This is a genomic window from Nocardiopsis baichengensis YIM 90130 (genome assembly GCF_000341205.1).
Classification (GTDB): Bacteria; Actinomycetota; Actinomycetes; order Streptosporangiales; family Streptosporangiaceae; genus Nocardiopsis_A; species Nocardiopsis_A halophila.
Map to the genome: position 1 here is coordinate 78801 of NZ_ANAS01000013.1, position 23884 is coordinate 102684.

Consider the following 23884-nt stretch of genomic DNA (forward strand, 5'->3'; position numbering starts at 1 on the left):
GCCACGGCGCCGGACCCGCGCGGGTGTGCCCATTCCCACGGCCCTCGGAGCGCGCACCGTTGCGTTCTCATCCGCGGGGATCGATGGGCGTCGGCGTGCCGAAGCTCCTCTCGATGGCCTCGGCCGCATCCAGGCACAGGTCCTCGCGGTGCATCGGACCGATCACCTGGACCGACCGCGGAAGCCCGTCGGCCATCCCGGCCGGGACGGCGACCGCGGGCACCCCGACGTAGGTCGTGGCCGCGCACAGCCCCAGCGCACCGGAGACGCGCTCGTGCGCCTCCGCACTCTGCAGCTCCTCGCCGGGCGAGGGGATCGGCCCGGTGAAGACGGGGCCCAGCAGCAGCGGCACCTCCTGCTGGAACCGCGCCCACTCCCGCTGGACGCCCAGCCGGTCGGCGGCCAGCTGCACGTACCCCGGCAGGTCCGCCGGCGGGTTCTTCTCCATCGAGCGCTCGATGTAGGGCCGCGCCTCCTCGCGGATCAGCTCCTTCAGGTGCGGCCACCCCAGCGCGAACTCGGTCATCACCAGCCGCCCGTACCCGTCCAGCGCCTCCGACAGGCGCGGCGGGACCGCCTCCTCGACCGCGTACCCCGCCTCCTGCAGGGCGTCGGCCGCCTCCCGTACCGCGGCCCGCACGCCGGGATCGACCCCCGATCCGAGGGCGTCGGCGACCACCCCGACCCGGACCGGGCCGCGCGGCCGCGGCCCCTGGAGCGGCGCCGGGACCGCGCGCGGGTCCCCCGGGTCCGGCCCCGCCAGGACCGACAGCGCCAGCCGCAGGTCGGCCGTGTTCCGCGCGATCGGCCCGTCCACCGGGAACAGCTGCGAGGCCAGGGTCGGCTCCCGTCCGGCGATGCGGTGGTCCGAAGCGATCCGGCCGTAGCCCGGCTTGAGCCCTGCCACACCGCAGAACGCGGCCGGGACGCGCACCGAGCCCCCGGAGTCGTTGCCCAGTCCGAGCGGTGCCATACCGGTGGCCACGGCGGCGCCGTCGCCCCCGCTGCTCCCGCCGGGGGTGCGCGCCGGGTCCCAAGGGTTGGCCGTGTCCCCGTACAGGGTGCTGGAGGTGTGCACCCCGCCCAGGGTCATGTCCGGCAGGTTGGTGCGCCCCACGCACACGGCCCCGGCGGCGCGCAGGCGCCGCACCGGCGGGGCGTCCTCGCGGGGCAGCAGGCCGCGCATGCGGGGCACACCGAACGTGGTCGCCGTGCCCGCGACGTGGATGTTCTCTTTGACGGTGAAGGGCACCCCGGCCAGCGGCCCGGCGGGCCCGCCCCGGGCGCGGCGGCGGTCGAGCTCCTCGGCCTCCCCGCGGGCGCGCTCGGCCAGAGGGGTGGTGACGGCGTTGACCGCCGGGTTCACCGCGGCGATGCGCTCCAGGTGCGCCTCGACGGCCTCGCGGGCGCCGATGTCCCCCGCGGCGACCGCGGCGGCGATCCCGGCCGCGCCGAGCGTGTGGATCGGGTCGGGCATGGCGGTGCGCCCCCTTCGGCGTGGCGGTTGGTACGCTTCCACTTTCTCATACAGATCTGTATCCGGATACAGATCTGTATCTGCCGAGTGCGGGGAGGGTGTGCCGTGTCCGAGCGGCTGACCAGGCAGGAGAGCAGGCGTCGGACCCGGGAGCGGCTGCTTGCGGCCGCGGCCGAGCTGTTCGCCGAGCGCGGGGTCAACGGGGCCTCCGTCGAGCAGATCGCCGAGCGCGCCGGGTTCACCCGGGGCGCGTTCTACGGCAACTTCGACGGCAAGGACGCGCTCGTCGCCGAGCTGCTGCAGGAGCGGACCCGGCGCGAGGCCGAGGAGGTGCGGGAGGCGGCGGGCGGCGCGGCCTCCCGGGCCGAGGCGTTCGCGGCCCTGCGCGCCTGGCACCGGGAGCGGGCGCGCAACCTGGACACGTGGCTGGCCCTGCGGATGGAGCTGCTGCTGCACGCGGTCCGCACGCCGGAGCTGCGACCGCTGCTCGCCGAGCGCGAGCGCCTGGCGCGCGGCGCCCTCGCCGAGGGCGTCCGCCGTGAACTGGACCGGGACGGCGCCGCCGCACCCGCAGACCCGGCCTTCCTCGCCCTGATCGCGCACGCATTGGAGGACGGCCTGCTGATCCAGCGCGCCCTCGACCCCGACAGCGTGGGGGAGGAGGCCGTGGTGGACGCGGTCGAGCTGCTGCTGCGGTCGTGGACGGCCCTGGCGGGGGAGACGGGGGAGGGGGAGGCGCCGGGGTGATCGGCGGAACCCCCCCCGGACTGCGGCCGCCCGCATCGGGCCCGCCCGAGGCGGGCGGCCGCATGGCGTCGACGGGTGGGCGCCACGGCCGCCGCCCGTGGCGGCGCGGGGCGAGGTCGGCCGCATGTGCGAGTGCGGAGGGGAGGGGCCGCCGGCCTGGGCGGTGGAGATGCTGGCGGGGCGCCGGCCCTGCCGCCGGTCGCCCGGTCGCCTGTTCCTCGGGTGTCCGGCGCGAGGCGGGGGGAGGCCCTACTTTCGCTGCCGGGCGATGACGACGATCCCGGTCGGGATGAGCACGGCCGTCAGGACCGCCCCGGCGATGCCGATGTAGAGGAACACGTCGAAGGCGCCCTCCTCGGTGCTCTCCACCGTGACCACGTCTCCGGCCTCCCCGGGGGCGTAGGCCACCGTCAGCCGCTGGCCCTCCTGGAAGTCGTCGTTGTCCAGCCCCATGAGCTCGACGTGGGTGAAGTCCTGGTCCTCGGCGGTGTAGTCGACGTAGACCGTGATCTCTTCCCGCCGGTCCTTCCGGTCGCGGTCGTTGCCGGTGTAGGTGACCTCCACCCTGCGCTCCGAGACCACGGCGTCGGCGCGCTCGGTGTGGTCGGTGTAGTCGCTCATGCCGAGCACGAGCATCACGGTGCTGATGATCAGGAGGACGAACCCGATGACGAGCATCGCCCCTCCGGGGCCGAGCTTCTTCTTTCCGGAGGACGTGCGGATGCCCATTGCTGTCACCGGTGGCCTTTCTCGAGGGGAGTGAACCGCGACGGGGGCTCAGACGCGCAGGTCCGGCGCCGGGTTCCGCCGGACCGCATGCGCGTGCCGCCGGAGAACGCGCAGAGCCGCCCGCTCGGGTGAGCGGGCGGCCCCGGTCGTCCGCCGCAGGCCCTGACGGCCCCGACGGCCCCGACCGTGCCTGCGGTTCCGCCGGTCGGCCTCAGGCCGGGGCCAGGCGCCCGGACAGGCCCGCGGCAGCGAAGGCCTTCTCCAGCTCCTCGCGGCCCTCGGTGAAGTGGGTCCAGCCCTCGTAGTGCACGGGCACCACCTGCCGGGCGCCCAGGATCCGGGCGGCCTCCGCCGCCTGGGCGCTGTCCAGGGTGATGGTGCTGTCGAAGTACGGGGCGCGCGCCGCGCCCGCGAACAGCACGGCGGCGTCCACCGGGCCGAAGCGGCCGGCCACCTGCCGGACCAGGTCCAGCGAGGCGTTGTCCCCGCTGACGTACACCGTCGGCAGCCCCTCGCCGGTCAGCACGAAGCCGATGACCTCGCCGAGGACCTCCTCCGCCCCGTCGGGCCCGTGCAGCGCGGGCACCGCCGTCACGGTGGCGCTGCCGCCGCCGGGGAGGGGCAGGCCGGTGCTCTCCCACGGGGCGAGCCCGCGGGCGGTGCCGCCCAGGCGCTCGGCGCCGCCGACCGTGGTCAGGGTCAGCGGCACCTCGGGCAGCAGGGCGCGGCCGGAGGTGTCGAGGTTGTCCGGGTGCTCGTCGTGCGAGAGCAGCACCGCGTCGAGCGGACCGATCTCGGCGGGGGTGGCGGCGGGCGGCGCGGTCTTGCCGAGCACGATGCCCTCGCCCGCCGGGTGGTCGCCGGGCGGGTCGAAGGTCGGGTCGGTCAGCAGGCGCAGGCCGCCGTAGGTGATCAGGGCGGTGGGGCCGCCGATCACGCGGACGGGCAGGGGAAGGCCGGTACCGGCCATGGCACACCTCACGAATGGAAGACGATTTATCCGTGAGGAGAACGTACGCCATCATCACGGATGAAGACAAGTTCTTCCGTGAGGAAGTGTGGGGGCGGGCAGGGGAGGGCGGGGCGCCCCGTCCGGGGAGCCCCGCCGTCGGTGTCGTCCGCGCCGTTCCGTCGTTTCCGTCGTTCCCGGTGTGCTGGGCGTGGATCACGTCGGCGCCGTCGCGCATCAGCCGCCGCACGGCCACCCGCGCCTCGTGCACGCCGTCCGCGGTCTCGGTCGCTCCGGGCGCCGGCCGGTGCGGGTCGAGCCCGCTGGGCAGGGTGACGTCGGCCGCCCAGGTCCTCCTCACGCTCCCCGGGGCCCGGCGACGGGGCACCCGCCGCCGGGCCTGCGTAGGCGATGGTGCCGTCGGCCGCGGTGAGCACCACGGCGTCCTCGACGGGCGCGGCTCCAGTGCCGTCGATCAGCCGCGCCCCCGTGAAGCGGACGGGGCAGGGCGCCGGGGCGGCGTTCTCGGGCATCGGTGGACGGCCTCCGGTGTCGTGGGCCTGGTCGGGGCCCGAAGGTCCAGGGCGGTTCGGAGCGCTACGGGCCGAGACCCGCCTCCATCCCGGGTCCCACCGGGGTGCCGGTGAAGTTCCAGTCCGAGACGCGGCTCCAGTCGAACGCCGCCAGGAACTGCGACAGCACGAACGCCACCACGACGAACCCGGCCGCGGTGCCCGTGCGGGTGGCCCCTCAGCCCTCCTCGCCGAGCGGGGCGTTCCACAGCAGGCGGGTCCCGCCGCCGACGGCGGGGCGGATCTCGAAGCTTCCGCCGAGGGCCCGGGCCCGCTCCTGGAGGTTGTGCAGGCCGCCGCGGCGGCCGTCCTCGGGGATGCCGCTGCCGTCGTCGCTCACGTCCACCTCCACCAGGTCGTCGGTGACCCGCACCCGGATGTCGGCCCGCGAGGCGCCCGCGTGGCGGGCGATGTTGGACAGCGCCTCCTGCAGAACCGCCATCACGTGCTCGGCCACCCCGTCCGGGACCCGGCTGTCGATCGGCCCCTCCAGGCGCAGGCCGGGGGTGAAGCCCAGCGACTCCCCGGAGGCGTTGGCGATGTCCAGGATCTGCGTGCGCAGCCACCGCCGGTCCTCGCCGCCCGCGTGCTGCAGCGCGAAGATGGTCGAGCGGATCTGCCGGATGGTGTCGTCCAGGTCGTCCACGGCCCGCTGCACCCGCTGGGCGTGGCCCCGGTCGCTGGTCCGCCGCACCGTGCTCATCAGCGACATCGCCACCGCGAACAGCCGCTGGATGATCACGTCGTGCAGGTCCTTGGCGATCCGGTCGCGGTCCTCCAGCACGCTCAGCCGCTCGGCGTCCACCCGTGCCTCGGCCAGCTCCAGCGCCACCGCCGCGTGCCCGGAGAACGCCGACAGCAGGTGGCCGGTGGTGGCGGTGTAGGGGTCGTCGCCGTGCTCGCGCGCCAGCACCAGCAGGCCCCGTGCCGCCACCCGGCCCCCCAGCGGGGCCAGCAGCACCGGGCCCGCCTCCAGGTCGGCCAGGAACGGCAGCGGGCACCCGCCCTCCTCCACGCCCGGCAGCGCGACCGGGCCGCCCCCGTGGTAGGCGCGCCCGGTGGCGGTATCGCCCAGCTCCACGGAGCGGCCCTGGACCCGGTCGGCCCACTCGCCGTCGGCGGTGTCCACCACCAGCCCCTCGCCGCCGGGGCTGGGGATGGCCAGCGCGGCCAGCGCCGACCCGGACATGCGCCGGGCGCGGCGGGCGATCAGCGCCAGCACGTCGCCGGTCTCGGCCCCGGTCAGCAGCCGGGTGGTGACCTCGTCCGAGGCGTCCAGCAGCAGCTCCCGGCGGCGGGTCTCCTCGTACAGCCGGGCGTTCTCGATGGCGACCCCGGCGGCGGTGGACAGCGCGATCACGATCGCCTCGTCGTCCTCGTCGAACTCCCCGCCGTCGGCCTTCTCGGTCAGGTACAGGTTGCCGAAGACCGAGTCGCGCACCCGGATCGGCACCCCCAGGAACCCCCGCATCGGCGGGTGGCCCTCGGGGAAGCCGCGCGATTCGGGATGGTCCTCGATCCGGCGGAGCCGCAAGGGCCGCGGGTCCTTGATGAGCAGGCCGAGGATGCCCTGGCCCTGGGGCCAGTGGTCGATGCGGGCGATCTCCTCCTCGCCCAGCCCCAGCGGCAGGAACCGGGTCAGCTCGCCGTCGGGGCCGATCACCCCCAGCGCGCCGTAGCGGGCGTCCACCAGGTCCATGGAGGCCTGCACCAGTCGGCGCAGGACCGCCTCCACGTCCAGGCCGGAGCCGATGGTGACCACCGCGTCGAGCAGGGAGTGGACGCGGTCCCGGGTGAGCAGGGCGCTGTCGATGCGCGACTGCAGCTCCGAGAGCAGGTCGTCCAGGTGCAGGCGCGGAAGAAGGAAACGGGCGCGCTCAGGACCGGGGACCTCCTCGCCCATGGGCTCACCTCCCGATGGCTCCGGGCATGGAACGGTGGTGCGCGGGCGCCGAGTCTACTCCGGGGGGCACGGCGCGTATGTGGGCCCGCGCGGGGTCACTCCGGGTCCGCCGCCGAGGCGAAGAGCGGATGGGACCGGGCGTCGGCCTCCCGGCCCAGGCGCAGGATCATCTGGGGGTGGCCCCCCTCGCACAGCCTCTCCCCGATGAAGGCGCGCAGGTGCGGCTCCTCCAGCGGCTGGGTGTGGAAGGCCGAGGCCACCCCGCCCGCGGCGGCGGTCAGCAGCACCCGCTGCAGGGCCCGGCCGGCGGCCAGGTGGTCGCCCCGGGCGTCGCCGGCGGTGGAGAGCAGGGCCGCGGTCCCGGCCACGTCGCCGTGCGCGTCGAGCATGCCGCGTACCCGGCCGCGGCCGAAGTCGCGCTCGGGGAAGAGCGCGTCGGCGACCCGCTCGGGGGGTGGGAAGTCCTCGGCGCGGACCCCGTCGGAGCCCGGCCGGCCCGGACCGCGCACCCACCGGTCGAGCTCCTCGCCGGTGTCCCGCTCGCAGCGGTGCAGGAATTCGGCGGCCGCGACCAGGCCGGCCAGGGAGCGCACCAGCCGCTCGTCGCCCAGGGGGCGCAGCACGGCGCCCTCGGCGGCGGCGGCCGAGGCGAGCGTCCGCACGGTGCGCACGTCGTCCACGTCGAAGGGGAAGGGGCCGCGGTGGGTGCGGCGCAGGCCGATCGACTCGTGCAGCATCCGGTCGTTCGGCGAGGGCTCAGCGGCCCCGGCCGCCGTCACCTCGGCCAGCAGACCGGGCCGGTCGGGATCGGGGAGCTCGCGGACCACGGGGCGCCGCCCGCCGGCACGCAGGGTGACGATGACGGTGAACAGTGCGGCACCGCAGCTGATGACCTGCTCGCGGGCGTCCGGGTCGGCGATCTCGAGGCGGCGGTCGGGGTCGGTGCCGACGGTGATGCGGTCGCCCTCGCGCCCCAGCCTCCAGGGGCGGGTGCCGTGCAGCGAGGGCGCCAGTTCGCCCGCGCGGACCGCCGCGGCCAGGACCGGGTCCCCGGGCGAGTGGTTGTGCGGCCGTGCGGAGGCGCGGGGGCTCATCGCGGGCCCCCGGATCCCGCGCCCACCGGCTCGTCCGTCCGCGGCTCGGCGGTGTGCTCGGAGGCCGGGTGGTCCCGCCTCGGCCGGGCGGGCTCCCCGGTCCGGCGGTCCGTTCCGACGAACACGACCGGGCAGGGCGCGATGCGCATGCAGGCCGATGCGGTCGGACCCAGTGACGGGCCGCCGGGCCCGGCCGGACCCCGGGTGCCCAGGACCAGCAGTTCCGCCCCGGCGGCGGCGCGGGCCAGGGCGCGTGCGGGCAGGTCGTCGCAGACGGCCGTGCGGTACACGTGCGGCCAGGTCGACCGGGCGTCGTCGGCGGCACGGCGCAGCTCGCGCACGGCGGGCCCGTTCCGGGTGACCGCCGTCGCGCCTGCGTAGGGGGCGCGCGACGAACGGCCGTCGCTCAGGACCCGGACCACCCACAGATCGCAGCCGCGCAGGCCCGCTTCGCGGGCGGCCCAGTGCAGGGCGGCCGTCGAAGGGGGCGAGCCGTCATAGCCGATCACGATGCGCGGTGCCGCCTCTTCCGGGGTTCGGTCAGTCATTCCGTTCCCTCTCTCATCCGGAACGGGCGCCTCTGTTCACTTCCCACCCAACCCGGTTCCGAGGCCGCCCGCTAGGGCCCCGGGGAGTGTGGGCAGGGGCCCTAGGTCCCAGCGCCGACGGGACCGTTCCGCGTGCCCGACGGGGTCGGGAGAGACCGGTGGCCGGGGAGGTCCGCAAAGGGGTGGAGAACGGGGCCGGGCCCGCCTGCGTCCGCCCCGTCCGCCCGGCTCTGCGCGGCGAGGCGCCCCGGCCCCGACCGCCCCGGTGCCGGAGCCGCTCGGGAGCACGGCTCTCCTGCGGCCCCCAGCCGTGCCATCGGCGCACACTGTTCCGACCGGCCCCCGGAAGGCCGGGAGAGGGACCCGCCCGGGGGTCGCTGGCCGGTGGGAACCGGCCCACACCCTAGAGCCCCGGGCCGGCGACGGCCCCCGAGGTGGTGATCTCGGCCGGGTCGGCCACGATCGCGTCCGCCCCGGGCCACGCCGTGATCAGCGCCTCCGCGGCCACGCCGTTCCCTGCGGAGTTGCGGTCGACGGCCACGACCAGCGGGATTCCCAGGCCGTGCGCGGCATGCACCGCGGGCACCGACGACAGCAGCGCCGCGGTGCGCTCCAGGCCGACCTCCAGCCGCCGTCCTGCCTCGGTGAGCACCGCGCGGTTCCGCTCCCGCGCACCGGACAGCCCCTCGGCGGCCCGGCCGTCCACGACGGTGTCGAACAGGTCGGCCATCCCCACCGCCCGCACCGTCTCGGCGGCGCCGCGGTCGCACGAGACGGCCGCCGTGCGCACGCCCGCAGCGCGCAGCGCGGCCAGCAGTGCCGCGGTCGACGCGGACGCGGCGGAGCCGACCGTGCGCAGCGAGTCCAGGTAGTACCGGTCCTTGCGGTCCCACAGGAGCGCGACGGCCTCCCCGCCGTCGCCTTCCGGGAGCAGCGGGCCGGTCGTCGGGTCGCGGCTGCGGGAGGAGGCGAACGCGCGGGCGGCCTCCGGCGGCGACATCCCGGACATCAGACGGAAGTCGTCGCGCAGGTCGAAGGGGCGGAAGCGTCCGCCGCGCCCCCGTGCCCGCCTGCGCAGCACTTCGTCGAAGGTGCGCTTCCAGGCGGCCGCGTGCAGCGGCCAGGTATCCGCGGCCACACCGTCCACCTCGACGAACACGGCCGCCAGGCCCTCCAGGGCGATCGTGGCGCTTACCCTTGCCATTGTCGTGGCCTCCTTCTGCGTCCCGCCGTGCGCACCCCCGATGCGCCCGGCCGGGCACGGAATCCATCCCATCGCACGCGGGCACCTCCAGGCAGAGGCGTTCGTCGGGATCGCGTGCGGCGAAGGGCGCGTCCGCGGCCCGTCCCAGGACACCGGGCCGTTTCCCGGCGGGGCGAAGGGCCCGCGGGGCAAGGCCTTTCGTGCCTGGGCGCTGCAGGGAAGCGCGCGGCAGTCTGGGGATGAGCGGCCCCCGGGGTGATGATCCGTGACGGCGGGGCGTCCCGGGGCGCCGTGGGCCCGCTGTCCGCGGCCGACGCCGCCCGGAAACGACGGAGCGGACGCGGAGCCGGACGCCGGGCGGTGCGCGGGCGCCGCCCGGCGTCCTTCCGCGCGCGGTCGGGTGGTGGGGCCGTTCACGGCCGTGTCGGCGTGTTCGAGGCGCCGGTGGGCGGCGTCGATCGGTCGGTGCCGGGGCAGCCGGGACTGCGCCGGGGCCGTGTCGTCCGGGGCCGGGCCGGTGTGGGCCGTCTCAGAGGGACGAGGGGACACGGCGTGTGAGAGGACACGGCGTGTCGTGGTCACCGACCGTCAGTGGCCGGCGGGCACCCGGCCGGAGCAACGCCCGGTCGGTCGAGCCGGATCCGGTGGTGGAGGAGGCGGTGCCGCCGGGGTGCAGGGCGAACCTCCTCGTCCAGCCCCACACCGAACTCATACGGGGTGCGGACTGCGCCCAGGATGGCGTCCGGAGGGGTGGCCGCACGTCTTCCCGGCCATGTCCCGGCCTTACGGAGGCATGCGCCGTGCTCGCGATCGTGGGAGCGGATCCTCCCGGTCTACGTGACTGCCGGGTATACGGGCGGCTGCACGGTCCTGTGGGGCAGGCCGGCTGCTCCAGCGCCTGCTCCGGCCCGCGAGCCGTCTGGGTCCTGCCTTCCGCCCGAGCCGCCCGTTCCGCCCGAGTCGACTGAGCCGGCCGACCCTGCCCGGCATTGCGCCGGGGAAGGAGTGCGGCTCCTTCCCCGGCGGGCATCCCGTGCTCAGCGCAGGTCCGGGTACAGCAGGTCGTCCACGTGCCACCGCATGTCGTCCACCACCGAGACCACGCCTTCCAGGCGGGACGCCTGGCGGCGCAGGGCGTGGGCGGTGCTCCGGTCGCGCACCGACCCGGACAGGGTGATCACGCCGTCCTTGACGGTCGCGTTCACCTTCACCTCCTTCGCGGTGTTCTTGAGGAACGCGATCTCCTCGCGCACCGCCCCGGAGATCTCCGCGTCGCCGCGCAGGAACACCCGCAGCAGGTCGGTCGGCCCCACGATGCCCCGCAGCATCTGGTCGTCGTCGACCACCGGGAGCCGCTTGACCCCGTGCGCCTCCATGATGCGCGCCGCCTCGGTGACCGACGCCGACGCCGCGATGCACACGGCCGGGCTGGACATCAGCCCCGCCGCGGTCGTCGCCTCGGCCTTGCCCCGTGGGCCCTCACCGCGCGCGCCGCCGGGCGAGAGCCGCTCGCGCAGCCGCGCCCGCACCGGCGGCCGGTAGCCCCGGGTGTCCTCCTCGTCGCCGCGGTACTCCTGCTTGTGCAGCAGGTCGTGTTCGGAGACCAGGCCGACGACCCGGCCGCCGGGCCCGGTCACCGGCACCGCGCCCACACCGGACTCCACCAGCCTGCGCGCGATGTCCTGGTAGCCCGTCTCCTCGTCCACCGACACCACGTCGGTGGTCATCACATCGCCGACCGTCGTGTGCATGCTCCTCCTCGGTCACCCCGCCTGTGCGGGCTCCGGCGGGGGCGCGGCGCCGTCCGGCGGGCGCGGTTCCGCGGTCCGCCGGTCGAGGAGGCGCCCGAGCTCCTCGACCCGCTCCTCCAGACGCCGCACCCGCTCCTCCAGCATCCGCACGTCCGGTGCGGGAACCACTCCGCCGATCTGCCGCATGCCGCCTCGCCTCATTCCGTTCCTCCTCGACCCTCCCCTGTGCGGCGGGGGCCGGCCAGGGGCTTGGGCCCCGGCCGGAGGGGACGAAGGGCGCGCGGCGGCAGGGCAGGGGAGGACCGGCCGGGACGCGCCCGTCCTTCGCGACCCGGCCGGGGCGTTCAGCCGCGGCGCCGGTGCACCACGGCGACGGGCACGGGGCTGTGCGCGAGCAGTGACTGGCCGACCGAGCCCAGCAGCATCCCGGCGAAGCCGCCGCGGCCCCGGGACCCCACGGCCAGCAGGTCGGCGTCCTCGGCGGAGGCGGCGAGGGCGCGCGCGGCATGCCCCTCCGGCGTGGACTCCTCCACCACCACCCCGGGGTGCTGGGCCCGCGGCCCGGCCAGCTCCGCGGCCAGCACCTCCCGGGCGTCCTTGTCCGCCCCCGGATGGGTGCCCCGGGGCACGCAGACCGCGCGCAGCACCGACCCGCGCACCTCGGCCTCGCGCAGCGCCCAGTCCAGGGCGTGCCGGGCGTGGTCCGAGCCGTCGACCCCCACCACGATGCGGCCGGCCGCCCTGGGCGCGGCGCGGTCGGGAACGACCACCACCGGGCACGCGCCCAGGGAGGCCACCTCCAGGCCGACCGACCCCAGCAGCACCGCGTTGAGGCCGCGCACGCCGCGGGAGCCGAGCACCACCGCGGAGGCCCGCCGGGTCTCGCCGAGCAGCACCGTGCCCGGGTCCCCGGTGATGTGCACCGCCTCGGTCTCCAGGCCGGGGCGCGCGTGCCGGACCCGCTGCTCGGCCTGGTGCACGATGCGGCGTCCCAGGGCGTCGACGTCGAACTCGGGCAGCCCGGTGGGCAGCGAATGGTAGAGGGGCCAGGAGAAGGCGTACACGATGCGCAGCCGCAGGCCGTGCGCGTCCGCCTCGGCCGCGGCCCAGTCCAGGGCCCGGATCGCCGCCTCGCCCCCGTTCACCCCGGCGACCAGGGGAGGCCCCGCCGCGTCGTCGCTCATCGTCGCCTCCAGTGCGGTACCGGCACCCGCGCCCCGTCGGCCGGTCTGCCTCAGCTCTGCCTCGGCCGGTTCTGCCCTGACTCCCGACGGTAACGGCGCGGTCAGCGCGGTCCGAGGGGCGGACGCCCCTGAAGAGGTGGGACGCCGGTGCCGTCGGGGGCGACGAAGGGCGCTTGACAGAGCGTCACCGCCGGTCGTCCTCGCGTCGGGCCGCCTCGCTCTTGAGGCGCGCGGCGAGCGCCGCCGCCTGGGTGCGGCGCTTCATGTCCAGCTTCGAGAGCACGCTGGAGACGTAGTTCTTCACCGTCTTCTCCGACAGGTACACGCGCTCGCCGATCTGCCGGTTGGTCAGCCCCTCGCCGATCAGCTCGAAGATGCGGCGCTCCTGCTCGGACAGCTCGCCCAGTGGGTCGCGCCCGGCGCCGGCCTCCCGCATCCGGCGCATCATCCGGGCGGTGCTGCGCGGGTCGAGCAGCGACTCGCCCCCGGCGACCGTGCGCACCGCCCCCACCAGGTCCGAGCCGTGGATCTGCTTGAGGACGTACCCGGCGGCGCCGGCCATCACCGAGTCGTACAGGGCGTCGTCGTCGGCGTAGGAGGTGAGCATCAGGCAGGCCAGCCCGGGCATGCGCGAGCGCAGCTCCCGGCAGACCGCCACCCCGCTGCCGTCGGGCAGCCGGACGTCCAGCAGGGCGACGTCCGGCCGCGCCGCGGGGATGCGCGCCTCGGCCTCGGCGGCAGTCCCGGCCTCGCCGACGACCTCGATGTCCTCCTCTTCCTCCAGGAGCGCGGTGGCGCCCCGGCGCACCACGTCGTGGTCGTCCACCAGGAAGACGCGGATCGTGCGCTTGTGCTCGTCGGCCGTGGTCATGGCGGAAACCCTTTCGATCGACCGCCCCTCCGGTGTTCAGGGGAGGGGAACCGACCATCGCACGCCCGCGCCCCCGATACCAGCGCCCCTGGGGGCGGCCTCGGGAGGCCGCTCAGGGGTCCTTGCGCTACCGGAGGTGAACGGCCGGGCGCGATCGGTGCGGTCGGGCCCTGGCGGGCACCGTGGGCCGGACCGCGTGTTCGAGCCCGCGTGCGCCGTCAGGGCCCCGCGCACGGCCCCCGGGCGACGGGTACGTGCACCGTCCGCCTCCCCGCCGGCTTCAGCGCCTCCGGCGGTGGGCGGCGACCCGGGTGCGGGTGCCGCACCGGGCCGAGCAGTAGCGGCGCCGGCCGCCGGTGCCCGGGTCGAGGAAGAGGAGGTCGCACCCGGGGGCGGCGCACACGCCGCCCGGAACGCGCTGTTGGTCGCTGACGAGCACCGCCAGCGCCATTGCGCCCGAGGTCAGCAGCCACTCGTCCCAGGGCCCGTCGTCGCGGGCGTCGAAGTGCAGGTGCCAGTGGGTGGTGCCGCCGTGGTCGGAGAGCCGGGGCGGCCGTGCCCCGGCCAGCAGCGCGTTGACCCGCCGTGCGGCCGACGCCGGGTCGGGCGCGGTCGCGGCCTCCCGGAGCCGCCGGGCCGCCGCGGCCATCGCCCGCACGTCGGCGGGGGACAGGTCGAAGGGGCCCTCCTCTCCGTGGGCGCTCAAGACGTCCTCGACCTGCCCGGGCGGCGGCGGGTCGGGGAGCAGGACGTTGGCGAGCGCGGCGGTCCGCAGCGCGACGGCGCGCACCCAGGGGCCGGCCAGCAGGCCGGTGACGGAGGAGGCCATCACTCCCGTCCCGGGGGCGGCGCCGTGCCGGGCCGGGCGGCCGAGACGTCGACCTTGCGCCCGTCGGGGTCGGTGAGCACGTGGCGTCCGGGGGCCAGCGGTGGCCGGGCCCGGCCACCGTCGATGTCGAGTCCGAGTCGCAGGCGCCCGGTCTGGCGCGCGACGGCCGGGTAGAGCTCGAAGACGGTCCCGTCCGCGAGGACGGCCGCGTAGTGCTCGGGCCCGTCGCCGTGCTTCTCGCGCTCGAACGCCAGGCCCAGGGCGCCGTAGAAGTCGCGGCACTCCTCCAACCGCTCGGTGTAGAGCACCAGCAGCGGCATCCGGACGCCCGGGGCGGGGGAGGAGGCGGGAACGGAGTTCTCGGGCACGGAGTTCTCGGGCACAGGGGCTCCTTCGCGTTCGGCGTCCTGGAGGCCGGGGTTCCGAGTAGACCACCGGCCCGGGACAGGATCCGACGGCGGCCTCGTGTAACGGGAACTGCCCGTACCACCGTTACCCCGCCTAGCGTCGCCGACGTGACGGGATCCGATGCGAAGCGCTCGGCCGCGAAACGCCCGACGGTCCGGTACCTCGCCGGGGCCGGCTGCGCGCGGGCGGGGGACGAGGCCGCGGGGCCCGCCCTGCTGCTCGTCGGGCTGGCGGCCACCGGCTCCGAAGGCGCCGCCGCGCTCCTGTTCGCCGCGGCCACCGCCGGTGCGGCCCTCGGCGGGCCGGTCCTCGGCGCCTTCATGGACCGCACCGCCCGGCCCGGCGCGCTCCTCGCGACCGCCCTCGCCGTCTACGCCGGCGGACTCGCCCTGGCCGCCGCGGAGATCGGGCGCGCCCCGCTGGGCGTCGTCCTCGCCGTCGCCGCAGGCGCCGGTACCCTGGCCCCCGCCGTCTCCAGCGGGTGGAGCTCGCAGCTGCCCCGCATCGTCGCCCCCTCCGCCCTCGCCCGGGTGAGCGCGCTGGACGCGATCAGCTACAGTGCCGCCGCGCTGCTCGGCCCCGTGCTCGCCGCCGCCGTCGCCTGGGGCGCCGGGCCCTGGGGCGCCGCCGCGGCCGCCGTGGCGCTCATCGGGGCGGCCGCGCCCCTGGCCCGGGGGCTGCCGCCGGAGCGTGCGGGGACGGACGGGCCGCGCCCTCCGCGGCGACGCGCACGGCCGGCCGCCGAACTCGCCGAAGGGGTGCGCACCGTGGCGGGCGTGCCCGGCCTGGCGCGCGCCACCGCGGTCTCCGCCCTGTCGATGGCCGCCGGAGGGATGCTCGCCGTGTGCTGGCCCCTGCTCGGGGCCGAGGTGCTCGGTGCTCCCGAGCGCGGGACCCTGCTGGCCGCCCCGGCCGCCGCGGCCGCGATCACCGCCACCGCCCTGCTCGCCCGCCGCCCCGGCCGGCCCGCCCCCGACACCGTGCTCTGGGCGGCCGGGGCGCTGCTGTGCGCCTCCCCGCTCGCCGCGCTCGCCGCCACCGCGCCGGGCGTGCCCGCCGAGGCCTCCGCCGGGCTGCTGGTCCTGGCCGCCCTGGTCTCCGGGGCGGCCGAAGGCCCGCAGCTCGCCGCCGTCTTCTCGATCCGGCACCGGGACGCGCCCGCGCCGGTGCGGGCCCGCGTCTTCACCATCGGCGCCGGCCTGAAGATCGGTGGCCTGGCCGCCGGCGCGGCGCTCGCCGGCGCCCTGGCCGAGCACGGCACGGCGGCGGCCCTCCTCGCCGCCGCCGGGACCGCCGCCCTGGCGCCCGCCGCCGGGGCCGTGCTCGCCGCAGTGCACCCCGATCGCGCGCGCGACTGCGCGTAATGGTCGTAAAACGCGGGGAAGGGTTGCGTGTTCTGCGCAGTTCGGTCATTCTGTGCGGGTCAACGTGATCGAAATGAGCAGACGGGGAGAATCACGGTGCGCCACCAGAAGCTCCTGGACGCGGTCGCCGACGGCGTCCAGCGGGTCGAGGACCTCGCGCGCGAACTGGGCATCAGCCCCTCCACGGTCCGCCGCGGGCTGACCGAGCTGGAGCAGGCCGGCCGCGTGGTGCGCACGCACGGCGGCGCCGTGCCCGCCCCCGCCGGCGGCGAGCTCACCTGGGTGCAGAAGGGCCTGCGCAACGCCCCCGCCAAGCGCCGCATCGCCGAGCGCGCCGCCGAGCTGGTCGCCGACGACCACATGGTGGTCCTCGACGCCGGCAGCACCACCACCCTCATCGCCGAGCGGCTCGCCGGGCGCTCGGGCCCCACCGTGCTCACCACCGGCATGGGCCCGATGACCGCGCTGCTCGACGCCGAGGGCATCGAACTGGTCCTGGTCGGCGGCCGGGTGCGCCGCCGCCGCGGCGCCATGGTCGGCGAGTTCACCCGCGGCGTGCTCGACCGCGTCGCCGCCGACCTGGCCTTCGTCGGCGCCGACGGGCTGGTCCCCGGCCGCGGGATCAACTGCCCCAGCCCCGAGCTGGCCTCCGTCAAGGAGCAGCAGATGCGCGCCGCCCGCCGCACCGTCGTGGTGGCCGACTCCACCAAGGCCGGCTCCGACGCCGAGCCCTACTGGGCGCCGCTCGCCGGCCCCTACACCCTCATCACCGACGACGGGCTGGACACCCGCGCCCGCCGCGCACTGGAGGGCGACCCCCACTGCACCCTCCTCACCGTCCCCGCCCCGGGCGCACCCCGTACCCCTGCCCGGGGCGACTGACCCCGAGAAAGGGGGAGAACATGGATCCGCTCCTGCTCGCGGCGCTGCTGCTGGGCGTGGCCGCGGTCGTGGCGATCATCCTGTGGACGCGCCTGGACGCCTTCGTCGGGCTGCTCGCCGGCGCCCTGGTCACCGGCGCGGTGGCCGGCATGTCCCCGGCCGACCTGCTGGAGACCGTCACCGGCGGCTTCGGCAGCACACTGGCCGGGATCGGCATCGTCATCGGCCTGGGGGTGATGATCGGCAAGGTCCTGGAGGAGAGCGGCGGCGCCGACGCCCTGGCCAAGATGTTCGTCCGGCTGGCCGGCAAGGGCCGCGAGGACGTCGCGATGACCGCCACCGGCGCGGTGGTCTCGGTCCCGGTCTTCTGCGACTCCGGCTTCGTCATCCTCCACCCGCTGGCGCGCTCTCTGGCCCGCCGCTACGGCAAGCCGCTGGTGGGCCTGTCCCTGGCGCTGGCCGGCGGCCTGGCCATCACCCACCACCTGGTGCCGCCCACCCCCGGACCGCTGGCCGCCGTCGGGCTGCTCGGCGCCGACCTGGGCACGGTGATCGTCGCCGCGCTGGCCATGGCCGTGGTGCTGATGCCGGTCGTGGTCGTCTACTCCCGGGTGATGGGCCCGCGCCTGGAGCCCCGCCTCGACCCCGCCCTGGCGGCCGAGCGCGACGCGGTGCACGCCGGGTCCGGCGGCGACGGCGCGGGCGCCCCGGGAGGCGGCTCGGGCGCGGTGCTCGGCGCCGACGGGCGGGACATCTCCGAGGAGCCGCCCGACCCGCCGGTCGGCGCCCTGATCGCGATGGTCCCGCTGCTGCTGCCCCTGGCCCTGATCATCGGCAACACCGTCACCGGCGCCGCCGCCCCGGGCTCGTTCCTCGCCCGCTTCGCCCCCTTCTTCTCCTTCGCCGGTGAGCCCGCCATCGCCCTGCTCGTGGGTCTGGTGGCCGCCGTCTACCTGCTGCCGCCCAAGGGCACGCCGCGCACCACCGTCGTGGGCTGGCTGACCGCCGCGGCCGCCTCGGCCGGGATGATCGTCTTCGTCACCGGCGCCGGCGGCGCCTTCGGCGAGGTCCTGCGCGCCTCCGGCGTGGGCGACGCGCTGGCCGAGGCCGTCGCCGCCTGGCCGGTCCCGCTGGTGCTGGTGCCGTTCCTGATCGCCACCTTCGTCCGGCTGGCCCAGGGGTCGGGCACGGTCGCCATCATCACCGCGGCCACCCTCAGCGCGCCCCTGGTGCAGTCCTCCGGGCTCGACCCCGCGGTGGCCGTGCTCGCCGCCTGCTCCGGCTCGATGGTCTTCTCCTACGTCAGCGACTCCTACTTCTGGGTCGTCACCCGCTTCACCGGCCTGTCCGGCGGCGCGGCGATGAAGATGTGGAGCGGCATGACCACCGTGCTGTGGCTGGCCAGCCTGCCGCTGCTCGGCGTGGCGGCCCTGGTGCTGGGATAGGAGAGGGACATGGCCCAGGTACTGGTCGTGGCCGACGACCTGACCGGCGCGAACGCCACCGGTGCGCGGTTCGCCCGCGCCGGGATGCGGGTGGCCGCCGTGGCGCCCGCGCACGCGCCGCGCGCCGCCGCCGAGTTCGACGTGGTCGTCGCCGACCTGGACAGCCGCCACCTGCCGGCCGCGGAGGCGGCCGGCCTGGTGGAGGAGGTCATCGACGCGGTGTGGCGGGGCGGCCCCGTGCCGCTGGTGGTCAAGCGCACCGACACCACCCTGCGCGGCAACGTCGGCGCCGAGCTGGAGGCGGCCTGGCGGGCGGTGCGCGCCCGCACCGGCGGCCGGGCGCGGGTGCGGGCGCTGCTCGCCCCCGCCTTCCCGGCCTCCGGCCGGGTCACCGCCGACGGCGTCCAGCTGCTCGACGGCGTCCCCCTGGAGGAGACCGAGCTGGCCATGGACCCGCTCAGCCCGGTCTCCGGCAGCGTCGTCACCGACATCGTGGCCCGCCAGAGCGACCTGCCGGTGCGGCACGTGCCGCTGCGCGATGTGACCGGCCCCGGGCTGGCCGACCGGCTGGCCGAGGGCGGGGAGCCGGTGGTGCTGTGCGACGCCCTGACCGAGCGGCACCTGGCCGCCGTCGCCGCCGCGGCCGCCGAGGTGCACCGGCGCGACGGCACCGTGTGGCTGGCGGTCGACCCCGGCCCGTGCGGGGCGCTGCTCGCCGAGGCCCTCGGCCTGAGTGGGGGCGGCGGCGCGCTGGGGCCGCTGCTGGCGGTGGTGGGCAGCGCCACCGAGCTGACCCGCCGCCAGCTGGAGGCCGCCGCCCGGGCCGGCGGCGTGCGCTTCGTCGACGTCGATGCGCGCGCCCTGGCCTCCGGGGACGGCGGGCACACCGCCGCGGTCGCGCGCCGCCTTGAGGCCCAGCTGCGCGACGCCGCCTTCCCCGAGGCGGTCGTGGTGCGCACCGCCTCCAGCGCGCGCGACGTGGTGAAACTGTCCCATGAGGCGAAGCGCGCACTGCCCGGTCGGCTGTCCGCCCTGGTCGCCGACGTTCTGGGGCGCGTCCCCGCCCCCTCGGGGCTCTACACCAGCGGCGGAGACGTCACCTCGTCGGTGCTGGACGCCCTGGGCGCCCATGCCTTCGAAGTCGGTGGGGAGGTCGTGCCCTTGGCCGTGCACGGGTCCCTGGCCGGAGGGCCTTTCGACGGGATCCCCGTGGTCACCAAGGGCGGCATGGTCGGCGACGAGGGAACGCTCATCGAATGCCTGTCCCGGCTGCGCACCTCCGCCCGTGCCCGCGCCCGGACCGTGCCGGCCGAGCTCCGGCGCGGGGAGCCGCAGGAGAACGCGTGAGAGGCCGCGGCCGCCGCACGCATGCATGACGCCACTCGGATGCACTCGGCCGGGCCGCGGAGGAGGCGCCCCGGCCATCGAACAGGGAGGGAAACCCGCTATGACTGAACGACCGACCCTTGCCGTGACCGTCGGCGACCCGGTCGGCATCGGCCCGGAGATCACCGTGCGCACCCTGGCACAGGTGGGATCCGGCGCCCCGGCGCGCGGTGTCGTGGCCGCCGACCCGGCCGTGCTGCGCCGCGCCGCGCGGGTGTGCGGCCTGGACGTGGAGGTCCGGGCCCTGGATTCCTGGACGGCTCTGCCCGAGGAGCGGGACGGGGTCATCGACTGCTACGACATCGCCTCCCTCGGCGACACCGAGCTGCCCTGGGGCGAGGTCGACGAGCGCGCGGGCCGGGCCGCGGTGCGCGCCATCGAGGCGGCGACCCGGGCGGCCATGGACCGCGAGGTCTCGGGGATCGTCACCGGCCCCATCAACAAGGAGGCCATCTGGGCGGCCGGCAGCGAGCACCTGGGCCACACCGAGATGCTCGGTGCCCTGACCGGCACCACCCGCCAGAACACCATGTTCGTGGTGCGCGGCAAGAAGATCTTCTTCGCCACCCGGCACGTGTCCCTGCGCAAGGCGCTGGACCAGGTGAGCGTGGCCCAGCAGACGGCCGCGATCGAGGAGGCGCTGACGGCGCTGCGGGTCTTCGGTCACGACGAGCCGCGCCTGGCGGTGGCCGCGATCAACCCGCACGGCGGGGAGAACGGGGCGTTCGGCGACGAGGAGATCGAGCACCTGGCGCCGGCGGTGGAGCGGATGCGGGGACGCGGAGCCGACGTGGCCGGGCCGGTCCCCGCCGACTCGGTCTTCCACCAGCTGCTGCAGGGCCGCTACGACGGCGTCCTGTCCCAGTACCACGACCAGGGGCACATCGCGGCCAAGACCTTCGACTTCGACGGCACCATCTCGGTGACCGTGGGACTGCCGATCCTGCGCACCTCGGTCGACCACGGCACGGCCTTCGACATCGCGGGCACGGGCAAGGCCGACCCGGCCACCATGACGTCCGCCTTCCTGCACGGCGCCGAGTTCTCCCACTTCGCCGACCGCATCCGCGCCGAATACGGCGGCTGACCCCGCACCTCCTCACCGTCCGCCCATGGAACCGCCCCCGGGCCCCGGCCCGGGGGCGGCACGCGTTGTTCCTTAGAGGCTCATCGCAGCAGCAGCGGTCGTTTCGTCGGTCGAGGGGCGGCGCTCGGCGCGCCTCTTCGGCATCCGCCTCGACGAGGCCCCGAACAGGCAGGTGGCCCTGTCGGCTCATGAGCTGCACGGTGGTGGCGACCGTGCGGGCGGCGAGGCGCACTGACTGCGCATCCGCTCGGCCGGTTTGAAAGTGTCGAGCAGGGATCGTGGATGTGGAGGCGGACCCGCGGGGCCCTGCACCTCGTGGCCGTCCCCTCCCAGCGGGGGCGAGTGCGACTGCGGCAGGGGGAGTACTCCGATAACCTGCCGTTCAGCGACGGTGAAGAGGGAGGTCTCGTGGCTCCGGTGACACGTCCCAAGATCGAAGAGGTCCGCCCCGGCGACCTTGTTCAGTGGGCACGTGACGGGCTCATCCGCCTTCCGGCCTTTCAGCGCTCCTACCAGTGGGAACGGAAAGATGTTCGGCGGCTGTTCGACAGCCTTCTGCGCGGCTACCCCATCGGCAATCTCCTCGTGTGGTCGCACTCTGCGCCTGCCGCCACTGTGGCGGTCGGGGATCTGACCGTCGACGCACCGGCAACGGGCGCCGCCTACTGGGTGGTGGATGGACAGCAGAGGATCACCAGTCTTGTCGGTGCTCTGACCGCGACCGACGCCACGGTCGATCCGCGGTTCAGGATCTTCTACGATCTGGACTCCGGCGAATTCCGGTCCCTGACGCGGCGAAGCCGCCCAGAAGACGACTGGTTTCCAGTTCCTCTGGCACTCGATACGGCCAAGGCCAACGCATGGCTTCGTGAGCGACCCCACTTCACCGATGGGCAGATCGCTCGGGCAGATGAGTTCGTCGCCGCGATACGTGACTACAAGCTGCCTATGTACATCGTCACCGGTGACGATGAGCGAACCTTGCGCGAGATCTTCGACCGCATGAATACGTACGGTAAGGCTCTCAAGGGTGCCGACATTTTCCGAGCCCTGCACGCCTCTTCCGGTGGAGAGTCACCCGGAGACCTCGATTCGCTGGGCGCAGCCGTCGCTCGTTTCGGATACGGTCGATTCCCCGACCAGCTCCTCACACAGAGTGTGCTGGCGATTCGGGATCCAAGGGTCGACCGCGACTTCCGACGTGAGTTCAGCGACGATGACGACCTGCAAGCAGCGCTCCACACCACGCGCGAAGTGCTCGGCCACGTGGTGGACTTCCTGCGTGAAGAGGTCGGGATCCCGCATATCAAGTTGCTTCCCTATGCGCTTTTCGTGCCGGTCCTGGCCAGGTTCGTGGCCCGCTTCGGTCCTCCGAAGGAGCATGCTGCGGAACTCCTGCGTCGGTGGGTGTGGCGGGGGTCGGTCCTGGGCGTTGCGCCGCAAGGAAACACCGTCGGCCTCCGCAAAAACGCTCGGGCGGTCCGTGACGATGCGCTCGGCAGCGCCAGACGGCTGCTTGGTATGCTGCCTGCGATGAGCGATTCGGAGTGGGAACCGGATCTGGCGCAGACGCGGATCAACTCTGCTCTCGGGAAGGTCAACATTCTTGGACTTCTCTCTCTCGGCCCGCTCACCCTTCCGGGAATCACGGACTCTTCCGCTCCGGGAGGCACGCCGGTCGACATCGCGGCGGCATTGGAGCAGGATCCGTCGCTTCCCCTGCTGGCGCCGATCATCGACATTCCTTGGCCCGAGGGAGAGAACATCGCCAACCGGATCGTGGCTCCCGGGGGTAAAGCGGCCCAGGTCCGTGAGGCCCTTCTCGATATTGCAGACAGATCCACCGCTGACGGTGGGGAACGGTTTCGTGATCGGATGTTCACAGGGCATGCATTGGATGAGCAGTGCCTGTCGTTGCTGAAGGGGGGTCGCGACTGTGACGCCCAGGCGTTCCTCCAGTACAGGAGTCAGCTGGTGCGGCAGACGATCGCGGGCAACGTGCAGAAGCACGCGTTGTTCGGTTTCCAGGACACCCCCGGACTGGGAGATCTTTTCGGAGACTTTGACCCACCTCCCGTGTGGAACGGTGAAGAAGAGTAGATATGGCAAATGAGCGTGTAGCGGGGGTGTTCCTCGGAGAACGGCGGGTAGGGACACTCGGTTACGTCAGCGGGAACACCTGGTTCGACTACGAAGACCGCGCGGCCGAGCACCCCGTCCTTGGGCAGGCGTTCGAGGCGGCGCCCGCACACCGGCGCACCGCGAGCGGCTCCGTTCCCGAATGGTTCGCCAACATCCTCCCCGAACGCGGAAGTGGTCTGCGCGAACTCATCGGCCGTGAGCTGGGTGTCGCGCGTCCGCACGACTTCCGCGTGATCTGTGCGATCGGGGATGATCTCCCAGGTGCGGTTCGCGTGCGGCCGGAGAACGGCCTGGAGGGCATCGCCGGAATCGCGGAGGACCATGGGTGCGGGGAAGATCATGAACACCCGATCCGTTTCTCCCTCGCCGGCGTACAGGCCAAGTTCTCCATGCGCTGGGACGAGAAGGGGCTGGTATTGCCGATGTCGGGCGAGGGGGGCGATTGGATCGTCAAGCTCCCGGACCGCCGGTTTCCCGACGTCCCGCGAAACGAGTACGCGATGATGCTATGGGCGCGTGCAGTCGGCATCGATGTACCGGAGGTTCGGCTGGTGCCTGGCGAAGCACTGCACGGTCTCCCCGAAGGGATCGTCGATCAGGCAGAGACCGCTCTCGCGGTCCGGCGCTTCGACCGGGTCGCCGGTGCCCGCATCCACCAGGAAGACCTGGCCCAGGTCCGAGAGGTCTCGGTCGACGCGAAGTACGACAATGCCTCTTACAGCGGGATCGCCCGTGTGCTCAAGGCCGTATGCCCCCAAGACCTCGACGAGTACCTGCGCCGACTTGCGGCAATGGTCGTTATCGGTAACCTGGACGCCCATCTGAAGAATTGGACGCTGCGTTACCCGGACGGACGATCGGCCCGGCTGTCCCCCGCCTACGACCTGGTCTCTGTGTCAGCCTATTCCGGGATCGACCGCGTCTTCCGGGATGAGCGGCTGGCGTTCGCCATTAACGGTGGCCAGATCGCCAAGCTGGTGACGTTGTCCCACTTCGACCATCTGGCTCAGCGAGCAGGGATAGACGCCGGACATGTGCGCCAGGTCGTATGCGCGACTGTGGCGGAGCTCGTCGAGTCATGGAGCCAAGTCAAACTGGAAGCATCGGTTCCGGAATTCCTCGCCGAGCACATCGAAGAGCGACTGAGGTCCCTTCCGCTGATCAGGGACGTGCGGTCCGAGGGGCAGGGCATCCGCTCGAATTCTTGACCGCATTGGAGCGTTTCGTCCGCAGTCTGTCGGCGGGAGCTCCGCATGCAGGACGGCCGCGCCGCGATCGTCCCATCAGCCCAGGCGGTTACCGTCAGGACGTC

General features: G+C 74.7%; 21 protein-coding genes. 8 read left to right on the forward strand and 13 right to left on the reverse strand.

Annotation, left to right across the window (positions count from 1 at the left end):
• Positions 1-67: 67 nt before the first annotated feature.
• A complete protein-coding gene (locus C892_RS0112630) occupies positions 68-1477 on the reverse strand; it encodes an amidase (RefSeq protein ID WP_017557505.1) in 1410 nt (469 codons plus the stop codon).
• Between the two features lie 105 nt (positions 1478-1582).
• Here C892_RS0112630 and C892_RS0112635 point away from each other — a divergent pair, with 105 nt between their 5' ends.
• Complete coding sequence (locus C892_RS0112635) at positions 1583-2224, forward strand: TetR family transcriptional regulator (protein ID WP_017557506.1); 642 nt, start codon at positions 1583-1585, stop codon at positions 2222-2224.
• 249 nt (positions 2225-2473) lie between these two features.
• Here the strand turns inward: C892_RS0112635 and C892_RS0112640 are convergent, their stop codons facing one another.
• The 12 genes from C892_RS0112640 to C892_RS0112700 form a co-directional block, all read right to left on the reverse strand.
• Positions 2474-2953, reverse strand: a complete 480-nt coding sequence (locus C892_RS0112640; protein WP_017557507.1) for a DUF3592 domain-containing protein — start codon at positions 2951-2953, stop codon at positions 2474-2476.
• 211 nt (positions 2954-3164) lie between these two features.
• Positions 3165-3923 (reverse strand): MBL fold metallo-hydrolase, encoded by a 759-nt coding sequence (locus C892_RS0112645; protein WP_017557508.1) that lies wholly within the window; start codon positions 3921-3923, stop codon positions 3165-3167.
• 729 nt (positions 3924-4652) lie between these two features.
• A complete protein-coding gene (locus C892_RS0112655) occupies positions 4653-6377 on the reverse strand; it encodes a GAF domain-containing sensor histidine kinase (protein WP_017557510.1) in 1725 nt (574 codons plus the stop codon).
• Between the two features lie 95 nt (positions 6378-6472).
• The gene (locus tag C892_RS0112660) at positions 6473-7471 is read right to left on the reverse strand and encodes an Acg family FMN-binding oxidoreductase (RefSeq protein WP_017557511.1); all 999 of its coding nucleotides are present in this window, start codon (positions 7469-7471) and stop codon (positions 6473-6475) included.
• The gene (locus C892_RS0112665) at positions 7468-8019 is read right to left on the reverse strand and encodes a universal stress protein (RefSeq protein WP_017557512.1); all 552 of its coding nucleotides are present in this window, start codon (positions 8017-8019) and stop codon (positions 7468-7470) included. Before C892_RS0112665 ends, C892_RS0112660 begins: the two co-directional genes overlap by 4 nt.
• A gap of 403 nt (positions 8020-8422) precedes the next feature.
• Positions 8423-9223: an HAD family hydrolase gene (locus C892_RS0112670; protein WP_017557513.1), complete on the reverse strand. Its 801-nt coding sequence runs from the start codon at positions 9221-9223 to the stop codon at positions 8423-8425.
• Positions 9224-10260: 1037 nt separating this feature from the next.
• On the reverse strand, positions 10261-10974 hold the full coding sequence (locus tag C892_RS0112675) for a CBS domain-containing protein (protein ID WP_017557514.1): 714 nt from the start codon (positions 10972-10974) through the stop codon (positions 10261-10263).
• Between the two features lie 12 nt (positions 10975-10986).
• Entirely contained in the window at positions 10987-11175 is a 189-nt protein-coding gene (locus tag C892_RS31790) for a hypothetical protein (protein ID WP_152513389.1), read from the reverse strand.
• A 143-nt stretch (positions 11176-11318) separates the two neighbouring features.
• Entirely contained in the window at positions 11319-12158 is an 840-nt protein-coding gene (locus C892_RS0112685; protein WP_017557516.1) for a universal stress protein, read from the reverse strand.
• Between the two features lie 184 nt (positions 12159-12342).
• A complete protein-coding gene (locus C892_RS0112690; RefSeq protein WP_017557517.1) occupies positions 12343-13029 on the reverse strand; it encodes a response regulator transcription factor in 687 nt (228 codons plus the stop codon).
• 280 nt (positions 13030-13309) lie between these two features.
• Complete coding sequence (locus C892_RS0112695) at positions 13310-13858, reverse strand: CGNR zinc finger domain-containing protein (RefSeq protein WP_017557518.1); 549 nt, start codon at positions 13856-13858, stop codon at positions 13310-13312.
• Positions 13858-14241 (reverse strand): VOC family protein, encoded by a 384-nt coding sequence (locus tag C892_RS0112700; RefSeq protein ID WP_017557519.1) that lies wholly within the window; start codon positions 14239-14241, stop codon positions 13858-13860. The genes C892_RS0112695 and C892_RS0112700 overlap by 1 nt, the downstream gene beginning before the upstream one ends.
• Positions 14242-14373: 132 nt before the next feature.
• Between C892_RS0112700 and C892_RS0112705 the strand changes: the two genes are divergently transcribed.
• The 7 genes from C892_RS0112705 to C892_RS28900 all read left to right on the forward strand — a co-directional run bounded on the left by C892_RS0112705 (position 14374) and on the right by C892_RS28900 (position 23780).
• On the forward strand, positions 14374-15630 hold the full coding sequence (locus C892_RS0112705) for an MFS transporter (RefSeq protein WP_017557520.1): 1257 nt from the start codon (positions 14374-14376) through the stop codon (positions 15628-15630).
• Positions 15631-15726: 96 nt separating this feature from the next.
• Positions 15727-16512: a DeoR/GlpR family DNA-binding transcription regulator gene (locus tag C892_RS0112710; protein ID WP_017557521.1), complete on the forward strand. Its 786-nt coding sequence runs from the start codon at positions 15727-15729 to the stop codon at positions 16510-16512.
• Positions 16513-16532: 20 nt separating this feature from the next.
• Positions 16533-17957 (forward strand): GntP family permease, encoded by a 1425-nt coding sequence (locus C892_RS0112715; protein WP_017557522.1) that lies wholly within the window; start codon positions 16533-16535, stop codon positions 17955-17957.
• 9 nt (positions 17958-17966) lie between these two features.
• Positions 17967-19304, forward strand: coding sequence for a four-carbon acid sugar kinase family protein (locus C892_RS0112720; RefSeq protein ID WP_017557523.1), 1338 nt, complete (start codon positions 17967-17969; stop codon positions 19302-19304).
• Between the two features lie 100 nt (positions 19305-19404).
• A complete protein-coding gene (gene pdxA, locus C892_RS0112725) occupies positions 19405-20430 on the forward strand; it encodes a 4-hydroxythreonine-4-phosphate dehydrogenase PdxA (RefSeq protein ID WP_026124323.1) in 1026 nt (341 codons plus the stop codon).
• Positions 20431-20838: 408 nt separating this feature from the next.
• Entirely contained in the window at positions 20839-22530 is a 1692-nt protein-coding gene (locus C892_RS29990; RefSeq protein ID WP_239647376.1) for a DUF262 domain-containing protein, read from the forward strand.
• A gap of 2 nt (positions 22531-22532) precedes the next feature.
• A complete protein-coding gene (locus C892_RS28900) occupies positions 22533-23780 on the forward strand; it encodes a type II toxin-antitoxin system HipA family toxin (protein WP_040685400.1) in 1248 nt (415 codons plus the stop codon).
• Positions 23781-23884: the final 104 nt, after the last annotated feature.